11 protein-coding genes and 1 tRNA gene are annotated in these 17020 nt (G+C 69.7%); 5 read left to right on the forward strand and 7 right to left on the reverse strand.

Going from position 1 to position 17020, the window contains the following annotated elements; translation table 11 throughout:
- Positions 1–20 precede the first annotated feature (20 nt).
- From JQX13_RS17315 to JQX13_RS17335, 5 genes are all read right to left on the reverse strand, one after another.
- Positions 21–2999, reverse strand: coding sequence for a TonB-dependent receptor (locus JQX13_RS17315; protein WP_203412062.1), 2979 nt, complete (start codon positions 2997–2999; stop codon positions 21–23).
- 134 nt (positions 3000–3133) lie between these two features.
- The gene (locus tag JQX13_RS17320; protein WP_203410100.1) at positions 3134–3574 is read right to left on the reverse strand and encodes an ExbD/TolR family protein; all 441 of its coding nucleotides are present in this window, start codon (positions 3572–3574) and stop codon (positions 3134–3136) included.
- 12 nt (positions 3575–3586) lie between these two features.
- Entirely contained in the window at positions 3587–4000 is a 414-nt protein-coding gene (locus JQX13_RS17325; RefSeq protein ID WP_203410101.1) for an ExbD/TolR family protein, read from the reverse strand.
- A complete protein-coding gene (locus tag JQX13_RS17330) occupies positions 3984–4742 on the reverse strand; it encodes a MotA/TolQ/ExbB proton channel family protein (RefSeq protein ID WP_203410102.1) in 759 nt (252 codons plus the stop codon). Before JQX13_RS17330 ends, JQX13_RS17325 begins: the two co-directional genes overlap by 17 nt.
- A 38-nt stretch (positions 4743–4780) precedes the next feature.
- The gene (locus JQX13_RS17335) at positions 4781–5527 is read right to left on the reverse strand and encodes an energy transducer TonB (protein ID WP_203410103.1); all 747 of its coding nucleotides are present in this window, start codon (positions 5525–5527) and stop codon (positions 4781–4783) included.
- Positions 5528–5826: 299 nt separating this feature from the next.
- Here JQX13_RS17335 and JQX13_RS17340 point away from each other — a divergent pair, with 299 nt between their 5' ends.
- Entirely contained in the window at positions 5827–9666 is a 3840-nt protein-coding gene (locus JQX13_RS17340; protein WP_203410104.1) for a serine/threonine-protein kinase PknK, read from the forward strand.
- A 100-nt stretch (positions 9667–9766) separates the two neighbouring features.
- Here JQX13_RS17340 and truB read toward each other — a convergent pair whose 3' ends face one another.
- Positions 9767–10666, reverse strand: a complete 900-nt coding sequence (gene truB, locus JQX13_RS17345) for a tRNA pseudouridine(55) synthase TruB (protein WP_203410105.1) — start codon at positions 10664–10666, stop codon at positions 9767–9769.
- A 59-nt stretch (positions 10667–10725) separates the two neighbouring features.
- Between truB and JQX13_RS17350 the strand changes: the two genes are divergently transcribed.
- From JQX13_RS17350 to JQX13_RS17365, 4 genes are all read left to right on the forward strand, one after another.
- On the forward strand, positions 10726–12825 hold the full coding sequence (locus tag JQX13_RS17350) for a sensor histidine kinase (protein WP_203410106.1): 2100 nt from the start codon (positions 10726–10728) through the stop codon (positions 12823–12825).
- Between the two features lie 131 nt (positions 12826–12956).
- Positions 12957–13030, forward strand: a tRNA-Gln gene (locus JQX13_RS17355).
- A gap of 35 nt (positions 13031–13065) precedes the next feature.
- Positions 13066–13599 carry a non-proteolytic archaemetzincin-like protein gene (locus tag JQX13_RS17360; RefSeq protein ID WP_203410107.1) on the forward strand — a complete coding sequence of 178 codons (534 nt, stop codon included), beginning with the start codon at positions 13066–13068 and terminating at the stop codon, positions 13597–13599.
- 99 nt (positions 13600–13698) lie between these two features.
- Positions 13699–14679 (forward strand): LpqB family beta-propeller domain-containing protein, encoded by a 981-nt coding sequence (locus JQX13_RS17365; protein WP_203410108.1) that lies wholly within the window; start codon positions 13699–13701, stop codon positions 14677–14679.
- A 141-nt stretch (positions 14680–14820) separates the two neighbouring features.
- Here JQX13_RS17365 and JQX13_RS17370 read toward each other — a convergent pair whose 3' ends face one another.
- Positions 14821–17019 carry a (Fe-S)-binding protein gene (locus JQX13_RS17370; protein WP_203410109.1) on the reverse strand — a complete coding sequence of 733 codons (2199 nt, stop codon included), beginning with the start codon at positions 17017–17019 and terminating at the stop codon, positions 14821–14823.
- Position 17020: the final 1 nt, after the last annotated feature.

Below are 17020 nucleotides of genomic sequence, written 5' to 3' on the forward strand. Positions count from 1 at the left end.
CTTCCTTGTGACTGCGGGTGTTAGAGGGTCCAGCCCAGCGACGCGGAGAAGGCGACGCCCGGGCGGTACTTCAGGACGGTGATGCCGCCTTGATCCAGCACGACGGCGGAGTTGAGGAGGTTGGAGCCGGTGAGCTTGAGCTGCATGCCGCTGCCCAGCTTCTGGCTGATGGCCAGGTCCACGCGGTGGAAGGGCTTCTCGTAGGTGTCGGGCAGCTTCTGCACGCCGACCTCGCTGATGCGCGGGCCGTAGACGTTGTAGAGCAGGGCGACCTCGGTGCCGCTCTCCTGGCGGTCGTAGCCGAGGTTGAGGTTGATGACGTAGGGCGACTGGCCCTGCATGGGCCGGTTGCTGTTGGTCTGCGCGCCCAGCTTCTCCGGGTCCGTGAGGACGATGTTGGACTGGATGAGGGTGAGGTTGGCGGCGGCGCGGAAGTTGGAGAGGGCCGGGGAGATGCGGGCGAGCGACGCGCGCGCCTCCAGCTCCACGCCGTAGCTGCGCGCTCCGTCCGCGTTGTCGAAGCCGACGTCACCGGACTGGGGGTTGAGGATGATGCGCTCGATGGGGTCCTGGAACTGCTTGTAGAAGGCGCTGGCGGCGAGCACCTCGTTCTCCCCCACGAACCACTCCGCGCGGGCATCGATGTTGTGGATGCGCGTCTCGAGCAGGTTCGGATTACCGGACACGTTCCGGCGGCGCACGAAGTCGAAGAAGATGAACGGGGCGAGCTCGCGGAAGGTGGGCCGGGCCAGGGTGTAGCTGTAGCCGGCGCGCAGGTTCACCTCGGGGCTGAGCGCGTAGATGGCGTTGAGGGCCGGCAGCACGTCCAGGTACTTCGCGTCGTTGCTCGCGGTGGGGGTGGTGTCGAACGGGGTGTGGGCGGTGAGCTGCTGGAGGGAGTGCTCCACGCGTACGCCGCCCACCAGGCGCAGCGGCTCCACGGGCTTGTAGTCCGCCGTGACGAAGCCGGCGAAGATGCCGAGGTAGGCGTCATAGGCGTCATCGCCGCGGGTGGTCTCGCGCAGGCGGATGCCGGAGCCCAGGTTGTCGGAGGCGAAGAGCTGCTCGGGAGGCAGGGACGCGTCCACCGGGTCGCCGGTGAGCTGGTAGCGGAAGCGGCGGGCGGAGAAGTCGCGGAAGGACATCTGCGCCAGGCCGCCCGCCTTCAGGCGCACGTCGGAGAAGGGGAGGGTGAGGCTGGCGCTGCCGCCGGTGGAGCTCTCGCCCAGCTCGGCGAAGAAGCGCTCGCCGCTGTTGGGCTGGCTGGGGAAGGAGAACTTGCCGGAGGGATCGCTCAGGTCGTCGCTGTAGAGGGTGTCTCGCGTGTCCGGCTCATCGCGCTCCACGCGGCTGAAGTTGGCCTGCCAGTCGATCTCGGCGTCGCTCAGCGTGTTGAGGCGGTGGAAGCCGCGCACCTGGTTGAAGGAGAGGAAGCGGGAGACGAACTGCAGGCGGGTGCTCTCGAAGAGCTCCGAGCGCTCGTTGTTCACGCCGCGCGAGGTGATGCCGGCGCTGTCCGTGCCGCGTGTGTAGAGGCTGAAGAGGGTGAGCTCGTTGTCGCGGTCGAACTGGTAGCCCACGCTGGCCAGGGCGCTGAGGCTGGTGGACTCGCTGCCCTGGAGGGTGGTGGCGGCGTCGCGCGCCTCGAGCTCCTCCTCCGGACGGGTGGCGCGGGCGAACTCGGCCACGCGCGCGCTCTCCTTGCGCCCATAGTTGACGGTGGCCAGGTAGCCCAGGCGGCGGTTGCCGAAGCGCAGCGTGTCACCCATGGACACGCCCAGGCCCAGGTTGGGCAGCGACCGGGTCTGACGCGCGGACCAGACATTGGAGAAGCTCTTCCAGGTGTCCACCGAGCTGCCCATGCGCTCGTCGCGGGGCAGGTTCGCCGGCAGCTGGCGCTCGGGGTCCGGGAAGCTCAGGGACTCCAGGAGGCTGCCCGGCTGCGCGTTGCGCTGCTGGAAGGTGGCGATGCTGTCGCCGGACAGGGAGATGCGCGGCTTGAGCTCGAACTTGCTCGGGTAGGTGTTGGTCTCGATGAGGAGCGTGCCACCGCCGAAGGTGCCGGGCAGGTCGGGGGTGTAGCTCTTCACCACGTTGAGGTTGGCCAGCAGGCTGGTGGGGAACAGGTCCAACGGCACCGAGGGCTCATCCGGCTCGGGGCTGGGCAGCAGCGCGCCGTTGAGCAGCGTCACCGCGTAGCGTCCACCCAGGCCGCGCAGCAGCACGAAGCGGCCATCCACCACCGTGGCGCTCACCACGCGCTTCACCGCGTCCGAGGCGCTCGAGTCCGGGGTGCGGGCGATCTCCTGGGAGCTGATGGCGTCGGACACGGTGGCGGCCTTCTTGCGCTCCTGGAGCAGCGCGCCCTCGGCGCGGCGGTCCGCGCGGGCCTCGACGACGACCTCCTGCACGGCGCCCGCGTCGGCGCTCAGCTGCACGTCCAGCTTCGTGGCCTTGCCCTCCTCCACGACGACGCCGGTGATGCGGCGGCCCTCGTAGACGTCATAGAAGACGCGCAGGTCATACTTCCCGGGGGGCAGCGCCAGCTGGTAGTTGCCGTCGATGTCCGTGAGGACGCTCTTCTGCGCGCCGGTGACGACCTTCACCGTGGCCTCGATGAGGGTCTCCTTCGTCTGCGCGTCGGTGACCTGGCCATAGACGCCGGTGAAGCCCGGGGGCGGAGTGGCCGAATCGGCCATCATCTCGTCCTCTCCCTGTCCTTCGGGGAGCGTGTCTTCTCCGGCGGTGGCACCCGGCTCGGCCACGGGAGCATCCTGAGCCACGGGAGCATCCTGAGCCACGGGAGCGTCCTGAGCCACAGGAGGAGCGTCGACCGCGTCGGCAGGAGCCGGAGCCGCGGGCTCGGGGGTGACCGGCTCGACGGGCGTGGTGACCGGATCCGCGGGAGCGGTAACGGAGGGGCTCGTGGTGGGAGCGGTCCCCTCGGGAGCGGGCGTCTGCGCCATCACGGGCGCGGCCAGCAGTGCGAGCGCCGCCATCGCGGCGCGAATGGAATGGAGACGGAGAGACAACACGGGACTCCTCACCGACGGGCGCGCGTACAGAACGCGACGCCCGTGGCAACTGAATGGATGGAATGTGAAATATTGGAAACCGAGAAGCGGACTTCAGGTCACGGAGCCGCGGGTTCCGCGACGGCATCGGGAACCACCGCCACGGTGATGTTTCCGCCGCGTGCCAGGTCCATGACATCCATCGCGCTGCCGTACGGCACGTCGTTTTCCGCGTCGAAGAAGACGATCTTGTCCGGGCGCGCGTTGAGCATCCGCTTCAGCCGGGCCACGAGCTGGTCTCGCGGCACGTCCTCGCGGTTGATCTGCACCGCGCCCGTCTTCGTGACGGTGAGCACCACGGGCGGGAGCGCGCCGGGAGGAGGCGGAGCCACCTCGGTCTGGTCGTCCGCCTTGCCGGGCACGTCCATCCACATCTGCTTGGTCATCAGCGGGGTGACGACCATGAAGATGATGAGGAGCACCAGCACCACGTCCACCAGGGGGGTCACGTTCATCGCCGGGCGGATGCCGCCCTTGCCACCACCGAGATCGAAGGCCATGGCCGTGCGCTCCTAGTTCTTCTTCAGGTCGACGACCTGCAGCGAGATGCCCGGGAAGCCGATGTCCTGCAGCGTCTTGAAGACACCGCGCACCTCGGCGTAGCGCACGGCGCGGTCGGCCTTGAGCACCACGCGCGACTCGGGATCCTTCTCGTGGATGGCCCGGAGCCGCTCGACGAGCTGCTCGCGCGGCAGCTCCTTGCGGTCCAGGAAGAGGGCCCCCTGCGCGGTGAGGCTCACCGTGGTGGGGGTGAGGGAGTTGTCCTCGCCCTTGTCCGGGTTGAGCACCGCGGGCAGCTCCACCGCGGCACCGGCCTCGAGCTGGGGCGTGACGACCATGAAGATGATGAGGAGGACGAGCACCACGTCCACCAGCGGCGTCACGTTCATCTCGGGCGTGAGCCCGCCACTACGCCGGGCGGACATCGACACCCTCCTTGCGCGCGGCGCGCTCCACGTCGAGGGCCACCGCGCCCTCGCCGCGCACCGATAATGAAGCGCTCGCGCCGTGCACGTCCTCCAGGTGGTCCATGAACTCCTTGCGGGCCAGGTCCAGGGACAGGAGCAGCGCGTCCGCGCGGGTGGAGAGCAGGTTGAACATGAGCACCGCGGGGATGGCCACCAGCAGGCCGAGCGCCGTGACGACGAGCGCCTCGGAGATACCGCCGGACACCGCGCCCAGACCGCCCGAGCCCGTCTTCGCGATACCGGCGAAGGACTCGATGATGCCCACCACCGTGCCGAGCAGACCGACGAACGGGGCCACCGAGCCCACCGAGGCCAGCACGCTCATGCCGCGGCGCACGTCCGCGGTGACGCGCTCGTAGAGGCGGTCCATGTCGCGCCGGGTGAGCTCCACCGCGCCCAGCTTGCCCTGCGGCGCCGCCTTCTTGACCAGGTACGTCTTCACGCCACCGCCCAGCAGCTTCGCCAGGCTGCTCGCCTTGGCCGTGGCCGCCTCGGTGACGAACTGCTCGTGCTGCTGCGACTCCAGCAGCTTGCCGGCGCGCGAGGCGAACTTCCGGTCCGCCGACTTCGTGCGGAAGAAGAAGATGAGCCGCTCGAAGAAGACGATGAGCGACGCCAGCGCGAAGAGGATGAGCGTGTAGGCGATGCACCGGGCGAAGAAGCCCATGTGCTGGTAGATCTCGATCAGATTGAAATTCATCGGGGGGCTCCGGTGAAGGGACTGCGACTGCGGTTCGCCTACTTCAGGCGGAAGGGAATCTTGACGATGCGGAAGACGGCGGTGGGCTGGCCGCCGACGAGCGCGGGCTCGTAGCGCCACGTCTTCACCGCGGCGATGGCGGCGCCGACGAAGGGCTCCTCGCCGCGCATGACCTTGATGTTGGTGACGCGGCCGTCCACCTCGACGACGATCTTGAGGATGACCATGCCCTCCTGTCCCTTCGAGCGCATCTCGGAGGGGAACTCGGGGGCGAGGTTGGACTCCAGCTCCCGGGGAGGCGTGGCGGCCTCGGGGAGGTTGATGGGCGGGGCGCGACGGGTGCCTCCGGCCACGCCGGGGCTGTTGATGCCCGTGACGATGGCGCCCGCCACGAGCTGGCCGGTGCCTCCCACGGCGATGGGGGCGGCGGCCACGGCGTTCGCCTCATCCGCCTCGGGCGGCTTCTCCACCGGAATCTCCTTGGGCGCCACCATGGCCGCGGGCGCGGCGACAGTGGGCGCGGGAGGCGGCGGCTTCGCCTTGGGCTTGGGCGGTGGGGGCGGCGGCGGAGGCGGAGGCTTGACCTCGACCACGGGCGCGGGAGGCGGAGGCGGCGGACGGAACACCACGTCCACCCGCTTCTCCTTGATGACTTCCTTCACCTGATTGCCCACCACCACCGCGCCGAGCCCGAGCAGGGCGCACACTCCGATGGAAGCCACGGTGGAGAGCGCGAACCGGCGGGCCGTCTGCACGTCGGTGGCGCTGTCGTAGGTCTCGAACATGACGACCTGCCGTATAGCGATGCCACATGGCGGTTTTGTTCTGCTCCGGTAACAGTTCGCGGATCCGCGCGTCACGCCTTCATCGCGGCGTCCTCACGAACGTGTCACGGGGTGACGAAACGGGAACATCGTGTGACGTTCGTGTTGAAGGTCACGGAAGTGTCACGTCGGGTAGGAGGAGCCCACTCGAGAAGTTGGCCCGCTTCTCCCCGCGTCGGGGCAGGCGGACAGGCGGGCAACCCACTCGGGAGGTCACTGGCTGGAGGTGCGTGGCGAACCGTGCGAGTCTTGTGGGCACCATGTCAGCCGCGGAGCTTCGCGAAGCGGAGCAGGGAAGGATCGGCCCCTACCGCCTCCTGGGGAAGCTGAGCTCCGGGGGAATGGGAGTGGTGTACCGCGCCCGTCATGAGGAGACGGGGGAGTTGGTCGCCCTCAAGACGGTCCGGGTTCCCGAGGCGGCCATGTTGCGAGGCATCCGCCGGGAAATCCATGCGCTGCGGCGCCTCCAGCATCCGGGCGTGGTGCGCGTGCTCGCCGAGGGCGTGCACGAGGGGCTGCCCTGGTACGCCATGGAGTTCATCGAGGGGATGACCCTCCGGCGCTACATCGACGAGCTTTGGAAGAGGGATGTGCGCTCCTCGCCGGAGATCCTCACCCAGGTCGTCTCCACGCCCGAGCCCCCGAGTGGTACCACCTCGGGGGTGTCGTTCGGCCCGATCGGACCGCCTCCGGAGGAGCAGCGGCGGGAGGCCGCCATGGCGCGGCTGGGCGAGGTGCTCACCCTGGTGCGGCGCCTGTGCTCCTCGCTGGCCTTCCTCCATGGCGAGGGCATCGTCCATAGGGATCTCAAGCCGGAGAACGTCGTCATCCGCCCGGACGGAACGCCGGTGCTGGTGGACTTCGGCCTGGCGTCCATGGCGGGAGGTGGCGTCGGCCGCGAGTCGCTCGATGTCTCCGGCAGCATGGAGGGCTCCTACGTCTACATGGCCCCCGAGCAGATCAAGAACGGGCTGGTGGACGCGAGGGCGGACCTCTACTCGCTGGGCTGCATCCTCCACGAGATGGTGGTGGGGCAGCCGCCCTTTCCCGGCTCGGGGTGGGAGGTGTTGCGGAGGCACCTGCGGGAAAAGCCCTTCGCGCTCTCGCGGTGGGTGCGTGGCGCGCCACCGGAACTGGATGCGCTCGTGCAGCGCATGCTGGCGAAGGTGCCCCGTGAGCGCATCGGCTACGCCGCGGACGTGGGGGTCGCGCTCGCCGGGCTCGGGGCGGAGGACCTGCCCCGGGCGCCCTCGCGGCCACCGAGGCCGTACCTCTACCGGCCGGAGTTCGTGGGGCGCGAGCAGCTCCTCGCGGAGATGGAGAAGCGGTTGGAGGAGGCCCGGGAGGGCAGGGGCGGGTGCCTGCTCATCGGGGGCGAGAGTGGCGCGGGCAAGACGCGCGTGGTGATGGAGTGCGCGGTGTCCGCCAGCCGGCATGCCTTCCAGGTCGTCACCGGTGGGTGTCTTCCGCTCTCCGGAGGTGGCTCGGGCGAGCAGATGCACGGCGAGCCGCTGCATGCCTTCAAGCCGTTCCTGCAGGCCGTCGCGGATCAATGCCGGTACCTCGGGCTGGCGGAGACGGAGCATCTGCTGGGCGAGCGCGGCCGGGTGCTGGCCCTCTACGAGCCCGCGCTGGCGGACCTGCCCGGACAGGAGGCGTGGCCCGAGCCTCCCCGGCTCCCGCCCCAGGCCGCGCGCGAGCGCATCATGCGCTGCATGGCGGAGACGCTCGCCGCCTTCAGCGCGAAGGATCCACTGCTGCTGGTCATGGATGACCTGCAGTGGGCCGATGAGTTGTCCCTGGGCGTGCTGGACTTCCTGCAGGCCGGGTTCCTGCGCGAGTCGCAGGTGTGGGTGGTGGGCACCTACCGCACCGAGGAGCTGGACGCGACGCTGCGGCTGTTGCTCGCCTCCCCGGGAGTGACGCACCGGACCCTGGGGCAGCTCGACGAGCCGATGGTGACGCGGATGGTGGAGGACATGCTGGCGATGTCGTCACCGCCGGCCTCCTTCGTGCGCTTCCTCACCACGCGCTCGGCGGGCAATCCCTTCTTCGTGGCGGAGTACCTGCGCACGGCCATGGACGAGCGGCTGCTCTTCCGCGATCTCTTCGGCACGTGGCAGGTGGCCGAGGGCGGTGACGCGCTGGAGCGGCTGCACGAGGCATTGCCGCTCCCCGGGGCGCTGCACGACCTGGTCGGCCGCCGGTTGGAGGGATTGGGGCCGCAGGCGAGGGGCCTGCTGGAGATGGCGGCGGTGCTGGGCCGCGAGCTGGACGCGGACGTGCTGGCGTCGGCCGCCGGGTTGGAAGACCTCCAGGAGCTGGAGGCCCTGGAGGAGCTGCGCGCGCGGCACGTGCTGGAGGACGCGGGCGGAGGGCGGCTGCGCTTCGTTCACGACAAGCTGCGGGAGATCGCCTACGACGGCATCCTCCCGGATCGGCGCGGTCCCCTGCACCGCGCGGCGGCCATGGCCCTGGAGGCGAAGGACGTCTGGGACGGGGTGCCGCCGGCCCTCTACCCCGTGCTGGCGCACCATTGGGAGCAGGCCCAGGACGACGTGTGGACCTTCGAGTACCTGGAGAAGGCGGGGACCCACGCACTGAAGGCGGGCGCGAACGTGGAGGCCTCCGGCTACCTGCGCCGGGCGTTGGAGCTGGATGTGCGGCGCGGGCACGACACGGGCGTGCGCGTGGACGCGGCCCGGCGCGCGCGCTGGGAGCGGCTCCTGGCCGAGGCCATGCACGGGCTGTCCGAGTTCGACGCCTGCATCTCGCACTCTGTGAGGGCGATGGAGGAGCTGGGCCGTCCGTTGCCGGAGACGGAGGGCGGCTGGAGGCGCTTCCTCCTGAAGCAGACGCTGCGGCAGGTGCTGCACCTGGTGGTGCCCTGGCGCTGGGTGAGGGAGAGGGAGCGTCAGACGCGGGAGTTGCTGGGCGCCTCGGCGCTCGCGGCGGTGCGGCTGGCCGAGTGCTACTACTGGCGCTACGACTCCCTGCGGATGATGGCCACCGCGCTGCTGGCGGCGAACCTGGCCGAGCGCGCGGACCGTGACGCGCAGGTGCTGCGGTTGTATGGGCAGCTCGGCTCCATCGCCGGCCTGGTCCGCCTGGATCGCCTGGCGCGTGCCTACTTCCGCCGCGCCAGGGGCGAGGGCCTGCGGGTCGAGGATCCGAGCGCCACGTCCTTCGGGCTCATCGTCGAGTCGATGTTCCACTCGAGCTTCGCGCGCTGGGCCGCGGCCGCGGACAAGGCGAGCGAGGCGCAGCGGGTGCTGTTGCGGCTCGGGGACAAGGGGGAGCTCGAGCTGAGCGAGGTGCTGCTGGGCCACGTGGACTACTACACGGGCCGCTTCGAGGCGGCGCTGGCGCGCTTCGCCGAGGTGCGCGAGTCGGCGCGCAAGCGGGGCCACTTCCAGCACGAGGTGTGGAGCGCGTACACCATGGCACGCAGCCTCCTGGTGCTCGGCCGGCTGGACGAGGCGATGCCATTGCTGCGCGAGTCGAGCGAGCTGCTGAAGGGCAAGCATGATCCGCTCTCGCACATCATCGTGGGCGGGCTGCTGGGGATGGCGCACCTGCAACGAGAGGAGTGGGAGCAGGCGCGGGACGAGGCCGACAAGGTGATGGCGTTGGCGCGGCGCTTCCCGCCCATGCTGTACACCGAGAGCCACGGCTACGAGGGGGCGGCGCGGGTGTACCTGGCGTTGTGGGAGCGGGAGCGGGTGCCCGGCCAGCCACCTCCACCCGTGGCCGAGGAGGCCCGGCGGGCGTGCGCGAGGCTGTCGTCGTTCGCGACGCGCTTTCCCCTGGCGCGAGCGGTGGCGCTGCGTTGCACCGGGCGGATGCATTGGCTCGCGGGCCACACGTGGCGGGCGCGGAGGGCATGGAAGCGCAGCGCGCGGCTGGCGCGGGAGATGGGCATGCCCTACGAAGAGGCGCTGGCCTGGTTCGAGCTGGCGCGCGCGGCCGCACCGGGGAGTGCGGAGCGAGAGACGTCGCTGCGGCGGGCGGTGGAGGGCTTCACCCGCCTGGGCTGCGCCGGACTGCTGCGAGAAGCCGAGGCGTTGCTCCCTCTCCCCCTGGGAGAGGGCGGGGGGTGAGGGGATGTGTTCCCCGCGTGTTTCTCCCTGGCTCGCAACACAGGTCGGGAAATACCCTCACCCTGGCCCTCTCCCGGAGGGAGAGGGGACACTCACGGGCCTACAGTCCGGACCAGAGGTGCATGACGGTGCTCAGGCGTCCGTCCTGTTCACGCAGCAGGGCCACCAGCCGGCCGCGCTGAAGGGCTCGCACGGGCGCCTCGGGGTCCGGGAAGTCCTCGGGCAGGCGCCACTCCGGGGGCCGTAGCTCTCCGAGGGGGACGGTGCGTCCGTGCTTGAGGTCGTTCACCTCGTCGCCCGCGATGGCGCGTGAAGGGCACCAGGGCAGCAACTCGGAGCCGTGCAGCCAGACACGCCCTCCCGGGCCGGGATCCTTCCACGGGCCGATGGCGGTGCGGTGCAACCGGGCCAGGTGGGCCCCGCATCCGAGTGCCCGCCCCAGGTCCCGCGCGAGCGCGCGCACGTAATAGCCGCCCCGGCAGGTGATGCGCAGACGGCTGCGATGGGGCAGCTCATGGGAGAGCCAGCGGGCCTCGTGCAGGTAGACGCGCGACGGCGGCAACTCCACGGCCTCGCCGCGATGGGCCTTCTTGTAGGCGGGTTCTCCGCCCACCTTCTTCGCGCTGGTGGCGGGGGGCACCTGCTCCGTCCATCCGAGAAGGGGAGCGAGCGCCGCGTCCAGCGCCTCGGGTGTCAGGGCCGAGGCATCGCCCTCGCGGGTGACCTGGCCGAGCGGGTCTCCGTTGTCCGTCTCCACGCCCCAGACGACCTCGGCCTCGTACGTCTTGGGCACCGCGTGCAGCAGCTCCATGAGGTGCGTGGCGGGACCGGCCAGCAGCAGCAACAGGCCCTCGGCGAAGGGATCGAGCGTGCCGCCGTGGCACACGGGAAGCTGCTTGCGTGTGAAGCCCGCGGCTTCCACCTCGCCCATCAGGGACCGCACGAGGGAAAAGCTCGTCGCCCCTACTGGTTTGTGCTCCAGGTAGATGCCGGGCTTCATGCGTTGGATTTCCTCGGAGTGAGCATATCTCTAATTGCCGAGGGCACTTGAGGGCTTCCATGGGACAAGGCAGGCCGCGCGGGTTGTCTGGGGGGCTGCTGGGGCGGGCCGTCCTGCTCTTCGGGTCCTACTTCGGGCTGAAGATGCTCAGCGGCGTCTTCCTCTTCCGTTACCTGGAGAGCTCGGCGATCTGGCTCCCGGGGGGTCTGGCGCTCGCCGTCCTCCTGCGTGCGCCCAGGCGCCGCTGGCCCGTGTACCTGGCCTCCATCTTCCTCGCGGACCTCGCGATCCTGCTCTTCCATGATCAGGACTTGGACCTGAACGTCGTCTGGGCGCTGGGCAACCTCCTGAGCGCGGTGCTCGGGGCGGAGTTGATGCGGCGTTGGCTGGACATGCCGGTGACCCTCTCCCGGCCCCGGGATGTGGTGGCACTGGTCATCGCCGGAGGACTGCTCGGGCCCCTGCCCAGTGCCACGCTGGGGGTCGGAGTGGTCGCGCTCTTCGAACCGGCGCTGGATGCCTGGAGCTTCTGGCGAGGCTTCCTGGACTGGTACCTCGCCGATGGGCTCGGGGCGATCCTGGTGGCACCGCTGGTGCTCTCGTGGGGGGCGGAACGGCCCGGGTCCCGGCGGTCATGGGAGACGCTGGAGCTGGCGGGGTCGATGTTGCTGCTGGCGCTCGTGGCGCACGTCACCTTCGGCGTGCTCGCGCCCGAGGGACTCCTCCTCTCCCTGCCCTATCTCTGCCTGCCCATCCTCCTCTGGGCGGCACTGCGGTCGGGTCCTCGGGGCGCGGCCACCGCCACGCTGGTGCTGGCGGCGTTCGCCGTCTGGCACACCACCTCGGGCCGAGGGCCCTTCGGGGCGCTGCCCGGCAGTGTCCATGAGCGCGTGCTCGCGGTGCAGGTCTTCCTGGCCGTGGCGAGCCTGTCCACGCTGGTGCTGGCGGCGATGGCCTGTGAGCGCCAACGGGTGGAGCAGTCCCAGCGGGTGCTGGCGGAGGCCGGCGCGGTGCTCGCCGAGTCGATGGACCCGAGGGATACCCTGCCGCGCGTGGCCCGGCTCGTCGTACCGGAAGTGGTCTCCGGTTTCGCGCTGTGGCTGGCGGACGAGGACGGGAGGTTCGTCCCGGCGGCGCGGGAGGGGATGACCCCGGAAGAGGAGGCGGGCCTGCTCGTGGGGCTCCGCGGGCTGACCGAACCGTCGCGGCGCCATCTGGGCCCGGAGGGCGCCTCGGTGCTGGTGCGCATCCAGCATCGGGGACGCCTGCTGGGGAGCCTGGCCCTGCTCCAGGCCGGGCACACCCACCCGCTCCGTCCCCGCCTGGTGTCCTTCGCCGAGGACCTGGCCCACCACTGCGCGCTCGCGCTGGCGAACGCCCACCTCTTCGAGCAGTTCCAGGCGGCCATCCATGCCCGTGACGAGTTCATCGCCGTCGCCGCCCACGAGCTGCGCACCCCGCTCACCGCGCTCCAGTTGCAGATGCGGAGCCTCCCGCGTCTGCTGCAGCAGGTCCCCGCCTCCGAGCCGCTCCTCGCGCGCCACCAGTCGTTGGCCCGCCAGGTCTCGCGCCTGGGCCGGCTGGTGGAGAGCCTCCTGGACGTGGGGCGCATCAACACCGGCCAGCTGCGGCTGGAGCGCGAGCCGGTGGACCTGGGCGAGCTGGTGCACGACGTGGTGGAGCACCTCTCCGGGGAACTGGAGCGCGCCGGCTGCGAGGTCTCCGTCTCCGCCCAGGCCCACGTCACCGGCCTGTGGGACCGGACCCGGTTGGAGCAGGTCCTCACCAACCTGTTGGGCAACGCCCTGAAGTTCGGCGCCGGCCAGCCCATCGAGCTCCGGGTGGAGACACGGGGGAGCCGGGCCCGCCTCGTGGTGACGGACCACGGCATCGGGATGAAGCCCGAGGCCCTGGAGCGCATCTTCGGCCGCTTCGAGAGGGCGGTGTCCTCCCGGGAGTATGGCGGCCTCGGGCTGGGCCTCTTCCTCACCCGGCAGATCGTCGAGGCCCACGGGGGCAGCATCCAGGCCCAGGGCCTACCTGGCGAGGGCGCCACCTTCATCCTCGAGCTGCCGACCTCACCGAGCCCCAGCTCCCCTGCCTCCCTGCAGGCCGGCTCGCCCTGGGCCCTGGCGCCCGCGGACCCCCATCCGACGTGAAGGGCAGGGGGGGTGAGCCCCTACCCGCCAGCTCCCTCCGCTGTCCTCCAGTCAACCGATGAAGGGAAATGTTTCCGAGTCCCACCGGATGGCATAGAATCCCCCAACGGGCTGTATCCGTGCGATCTTGCTGGGGCGTCGTCTAATGGCAGGACGTCAGACTTTGAATCTGATTATCAAGGTTCGAATCCTTGCGCCCCAGCCACCCTTCTCTCCCTGATGCCCAAGGACGGTGGGTCGATGCCGCAGCCGCAGAAGGTTCTCCTGCTGGTTTCCGTGGGTGGCCCACCACCAGTGGTCCTCCGGGAATTGGAGGACCCCATTTTACTGCAGCTCGGCGTGCGCTCCGTCGTGAGCAAGACGGTCCTCCCGACGCCCACCTACGCCTTCAACAAGGACCGGGGCCAGTACCACTGCAACGCCATCATGCGCCGGCTGGCGACGGTGCTGGAGCCGGGGCACTCCTTCGTCCTGGGCGTCACGGACGTGGACCTCTTCGTGCCGGACTCGCCCTTCATCCTGGGTGAGGCGGACCGGGAGTCCCGGAGCGCGGTGCTGAGCCTGGCCCGGCTGCGCCAGGGCGCCGACGCCGAGCAGCTCCGGCGCCGGCTCCAGGTGGAAGCCGTCCACCTGGCGGGGCACCTGCTGGGGCTGTCCTTCTGCGAGGACGCCCGGTGCGTGATGTTCTTCGCCCAGGTGCAGCAGGATTGTGATCGCAAGCAGATGTCGCTCTGCAACAACTGCCGCAACGAGCTCAACAAGCTGAACCGCTAGCCGCGCCGGCCCGGGCGCGCGCCCTCTCCCTTCTCGTGCTTGAATGCCGCGCGCGCATGGACGTCTCCATGCGGGCCGGAAACACAGGAGCACGAGCGTATGAAGGCGTTGTTGCGGATTGTCGGGCTGGTGGCGGCCGCGGGGCTGGCCGCATGTGAGCCCATTGATGTGGATCTCGGTGGTGGTGGCGGGGCGGGCGGCGCCTTCAGTCGCGGCTTCGTCTTCGTGCGTGGCGACAGCGCCAGCACGCGTAACGTCTTCGCCGTGGACGACAGCGGGGACCCGAACACCCCCCTGCAGCTGACCACCCAGGGCGGGGCCTACAGCCCCACGGTGTCGCGCAACGGCCGGTCCGTGGCCTTCATCCACAGGACGGGCTCCGTCCACGAGCTGCAGGTGGTGCCCACCACCGGCCAGGGTCAGCCCTCCACGGTGTTTTCCAGCACGAGCACCGCCTGCACGGGAGGTTGCACCAACTTCCGTCACCCCACCTTCAGCCCGAATGGTCAGACGATCGTCTTCACCCTGGACAGGGGCTCCGTCACGCAGCTGGCCCGGGTCAACGCGGACGGCAGCGGCTTCCAGCTCATCCCCAACAGCTCCAACTACTTCTTCGGCCCGACCTCCTTCACGTCGGACGGGTTGGGCCTCATCGCGGCGGGGAGCAGCTACTCCCGGAGCGAGTTCGAGTACCTGCTCCATGTGAACCTGGCGAACGGTCTGACCAATGTGGTCGCCAACGTCCAGGGCGCCGATGGGGCGCAGGTCATCCTCTCGCGCGTCGCGGTGTCCCCGGATGGGTCGAGGGTCGCCTTCGATGCCCGCACCAGCAGCGGCTCGCGCATCTTCGTGGGCACCATCGACGGCCAGCAGCAGATCTTCGACATCACCCAGGTGACCGGGAAGCTCGGGGTGACGGACACCTATCCCAGCTGGCGCGGCAACGCCGAGCTCGGCTTCCTCTCCGATGATGGCGGCAGCGACAACATCTACCGCGTCAGCGCCTCGTCCGTGCGCGGCTCGGGCAACCTCGTGCTCGTCGTCCCGAAGGCCATGGAGCCCTCCTACGGCGGACAGTAGTCACCTCGCGTCCTGATGCACGAAGGCCCGGGGACCCTCTCTTGGGGTCTCCGGGCCTTTCTCTTGGTGCGGCACGGGGTGGCACGTACCCTCACCCCGTCCCTCTCCCAGGGGGAGAGGGGTGCTGTCCGGGGATGACGACTACTCGGGCTTGGCGCTCACCGCGACGCTCGGCGCCACCGTGCCGGTGCCCGTCTTCACCTCCAGGGCGTCCGCCACCAGCTCCGTGATGTCCTTCACCTTGATGAGCTCCTCGCGGCCCGTGTCGTTCACCGCGTCCTTGAGCATCGTCGAGCAGAACGGGCACGCCACCGCCACGATGCCCTTGCCCCCCGGCTCCTTGTAGTCGCCCACCTGCCCCGGCTTCTGCTTGTCCGTGGCCGACGGGTACGGCGTGTTCGGATCCTCCGCGTGCTTGAGCGTCAGCGCCGCCTCGTTGAGCCGGTTGTGGTTGATGCGCGTGCCGATGTGCTCCTCCATCCACATCCGCCCGCCACCCGCGCCGCAGCAGAAGCCCTCGCGCTTGCTGCGCTGCATCTCCACCACCTCGAGCCCCGGAATCGCCTTCAGCACCTCGCGCGGCGCGTCGTACACCCCGTTGTGCCGGCCCAGGTAGCACGGGTCGTGGTACGTCAGCTTCTCGTTCATCACCGCGGAGAGCTTGATGCGCTTCTCCTTCAGCAGGTCATTGATGAGCTGCGTGTGGTTGATGACGCGGTACTCGCCGCCGAACTCCGGGTACTCGTTCTTGATGGTGTTGAAGCAGTGCGGGCACTGGGTGATGACCGCCTTCACGCCCATCGAGTTCCACGTCTCGACGTTCGTCTTCGCCATCGTCTGGTACAGGTACTCGTTGCCCAGGCGGCGCGCCGTGTCGCCGTTGCACATCTCCTGCTTGGACAGCGTCGCGAAGCTCACGCCGGCCTCGCGCAGAATCTTCACCAGCGCCCGGCTCACCTTCTTCTGCTTGTCGTCGTAGCTGCCCGCGCAGCCCACGAAGAAGAGGTACTCGTACGGGCCGCCGCCATCACCCCACGTGGGCAGCGCCAGGTCCTCCGCCCACTCGTCGCGCCGGTCCTGGCCCAGGCCCCAGGGGTTGCCCTGGCGCTCGATGCCCTCGAACACGCGCTGGATTTCCGGCGGGAAGTCCGCCTTCACCTGCACCTGGTAGCGGCGCATGTCGATGAGGCGCGGCACGTTCTCGATGAACACCGGGCAGGCCGTCTCGCACCAGCCGCAGCTCGTGCACGCCCACACCGTCTCCGCCTTCAGCGCGCTGCCGATGATCTCCGGCAGCGGCTCCGTGGTGCCCGAGGGACCCCGGCCCTCCTCCACCCACATCTGGTGGTCCCAGATCCAGTGCTTCAGGTCCTGGTTCACGCCCTTGTGCGTGAGCGGCTTGCCGGTGATGTACGTGGGGCAGTGCGTCTGGCAGCGGCCGCACTCGGTGCACGAGTACAGGTCCATGCCCTGCTTCCACGTGAGGTCCTTCACCGTCGCGGTGCCGAACTCCTCCTTCTCCAGGTTGGGCGTGGGCAGCTTCGCGCTCTGCGTGTTGCGCTGACCCTGGCCCAGGCGCAGGAAGAAGACGTTGGGCAGGCCCGTGATCACGTGGAAGTGCTTGCCCCACGGCAGGAAGTTGAGGAACGCCAGCACGATGGAGAGGTGGATCCAGAAGCCCGCCACGCCCAGCACGTGCGCCGCGGTGTAGCCCAGCGGCCTCATCGCCATGCCCACCACGCTGGTGGCCGGCTCCCACCACACGAAGTTGCTCGTGGCCAGCGGCATCGACTGCTCACGCGGCACCATGTGGCTGCCACCGAAGAGGAACTCGGTGATCATCAGGCCGGAGATGAAGCCGAGGATGAGGTAGGCCTCCCAGGACGGGCTCATGCGGTCCGGCTTCACGAGGGCGCGCGCGTAGACGAAGTAGGCGCAGCCCAGCAGCGCGCCCACCGCCACCAGATCCTTGGCCAGCAGGTACAGCTTGTAGACGGAGAGCAGCGCCGGGTGGGCCGCCCAGAACGGGTCCGTCAGGTCCGTGAGCAGCACCAGCGCCGTCTCGGAGAAGCCCATCACGAACAGCATGACGGTGCGCAGCGCCAGCACCAGGAACGCCGCGAAGATGAGCACGTGCATGAGGCCCGGAGTGAACTCCTCCGGATCCACCATGCGCTTCTGCCCCAGGCCGAAGCGGAGCAGCGCGGCGGCACGCTGGGGAATGTTGTCGAGCCGGTTCTCCGGCTTCATCGCCAGCAGGACGCCAATGCGTCCGGCCATGGTCATGACGAAGACGGAGACTCCGACTGCGAGGAGGAGACCTGTGATGATGGGACTCATG

Origin of the sequence: Archangium violaceum, from assembly GCF_016859125.1 — a bacterium.
In the GTDB taxonomy this organism is placed as follows: Bacteria; Myxococcota; Myxococcia; order Myxococcales; family Myxococcaceae; genus Archangium; species Archangium violaceum_A.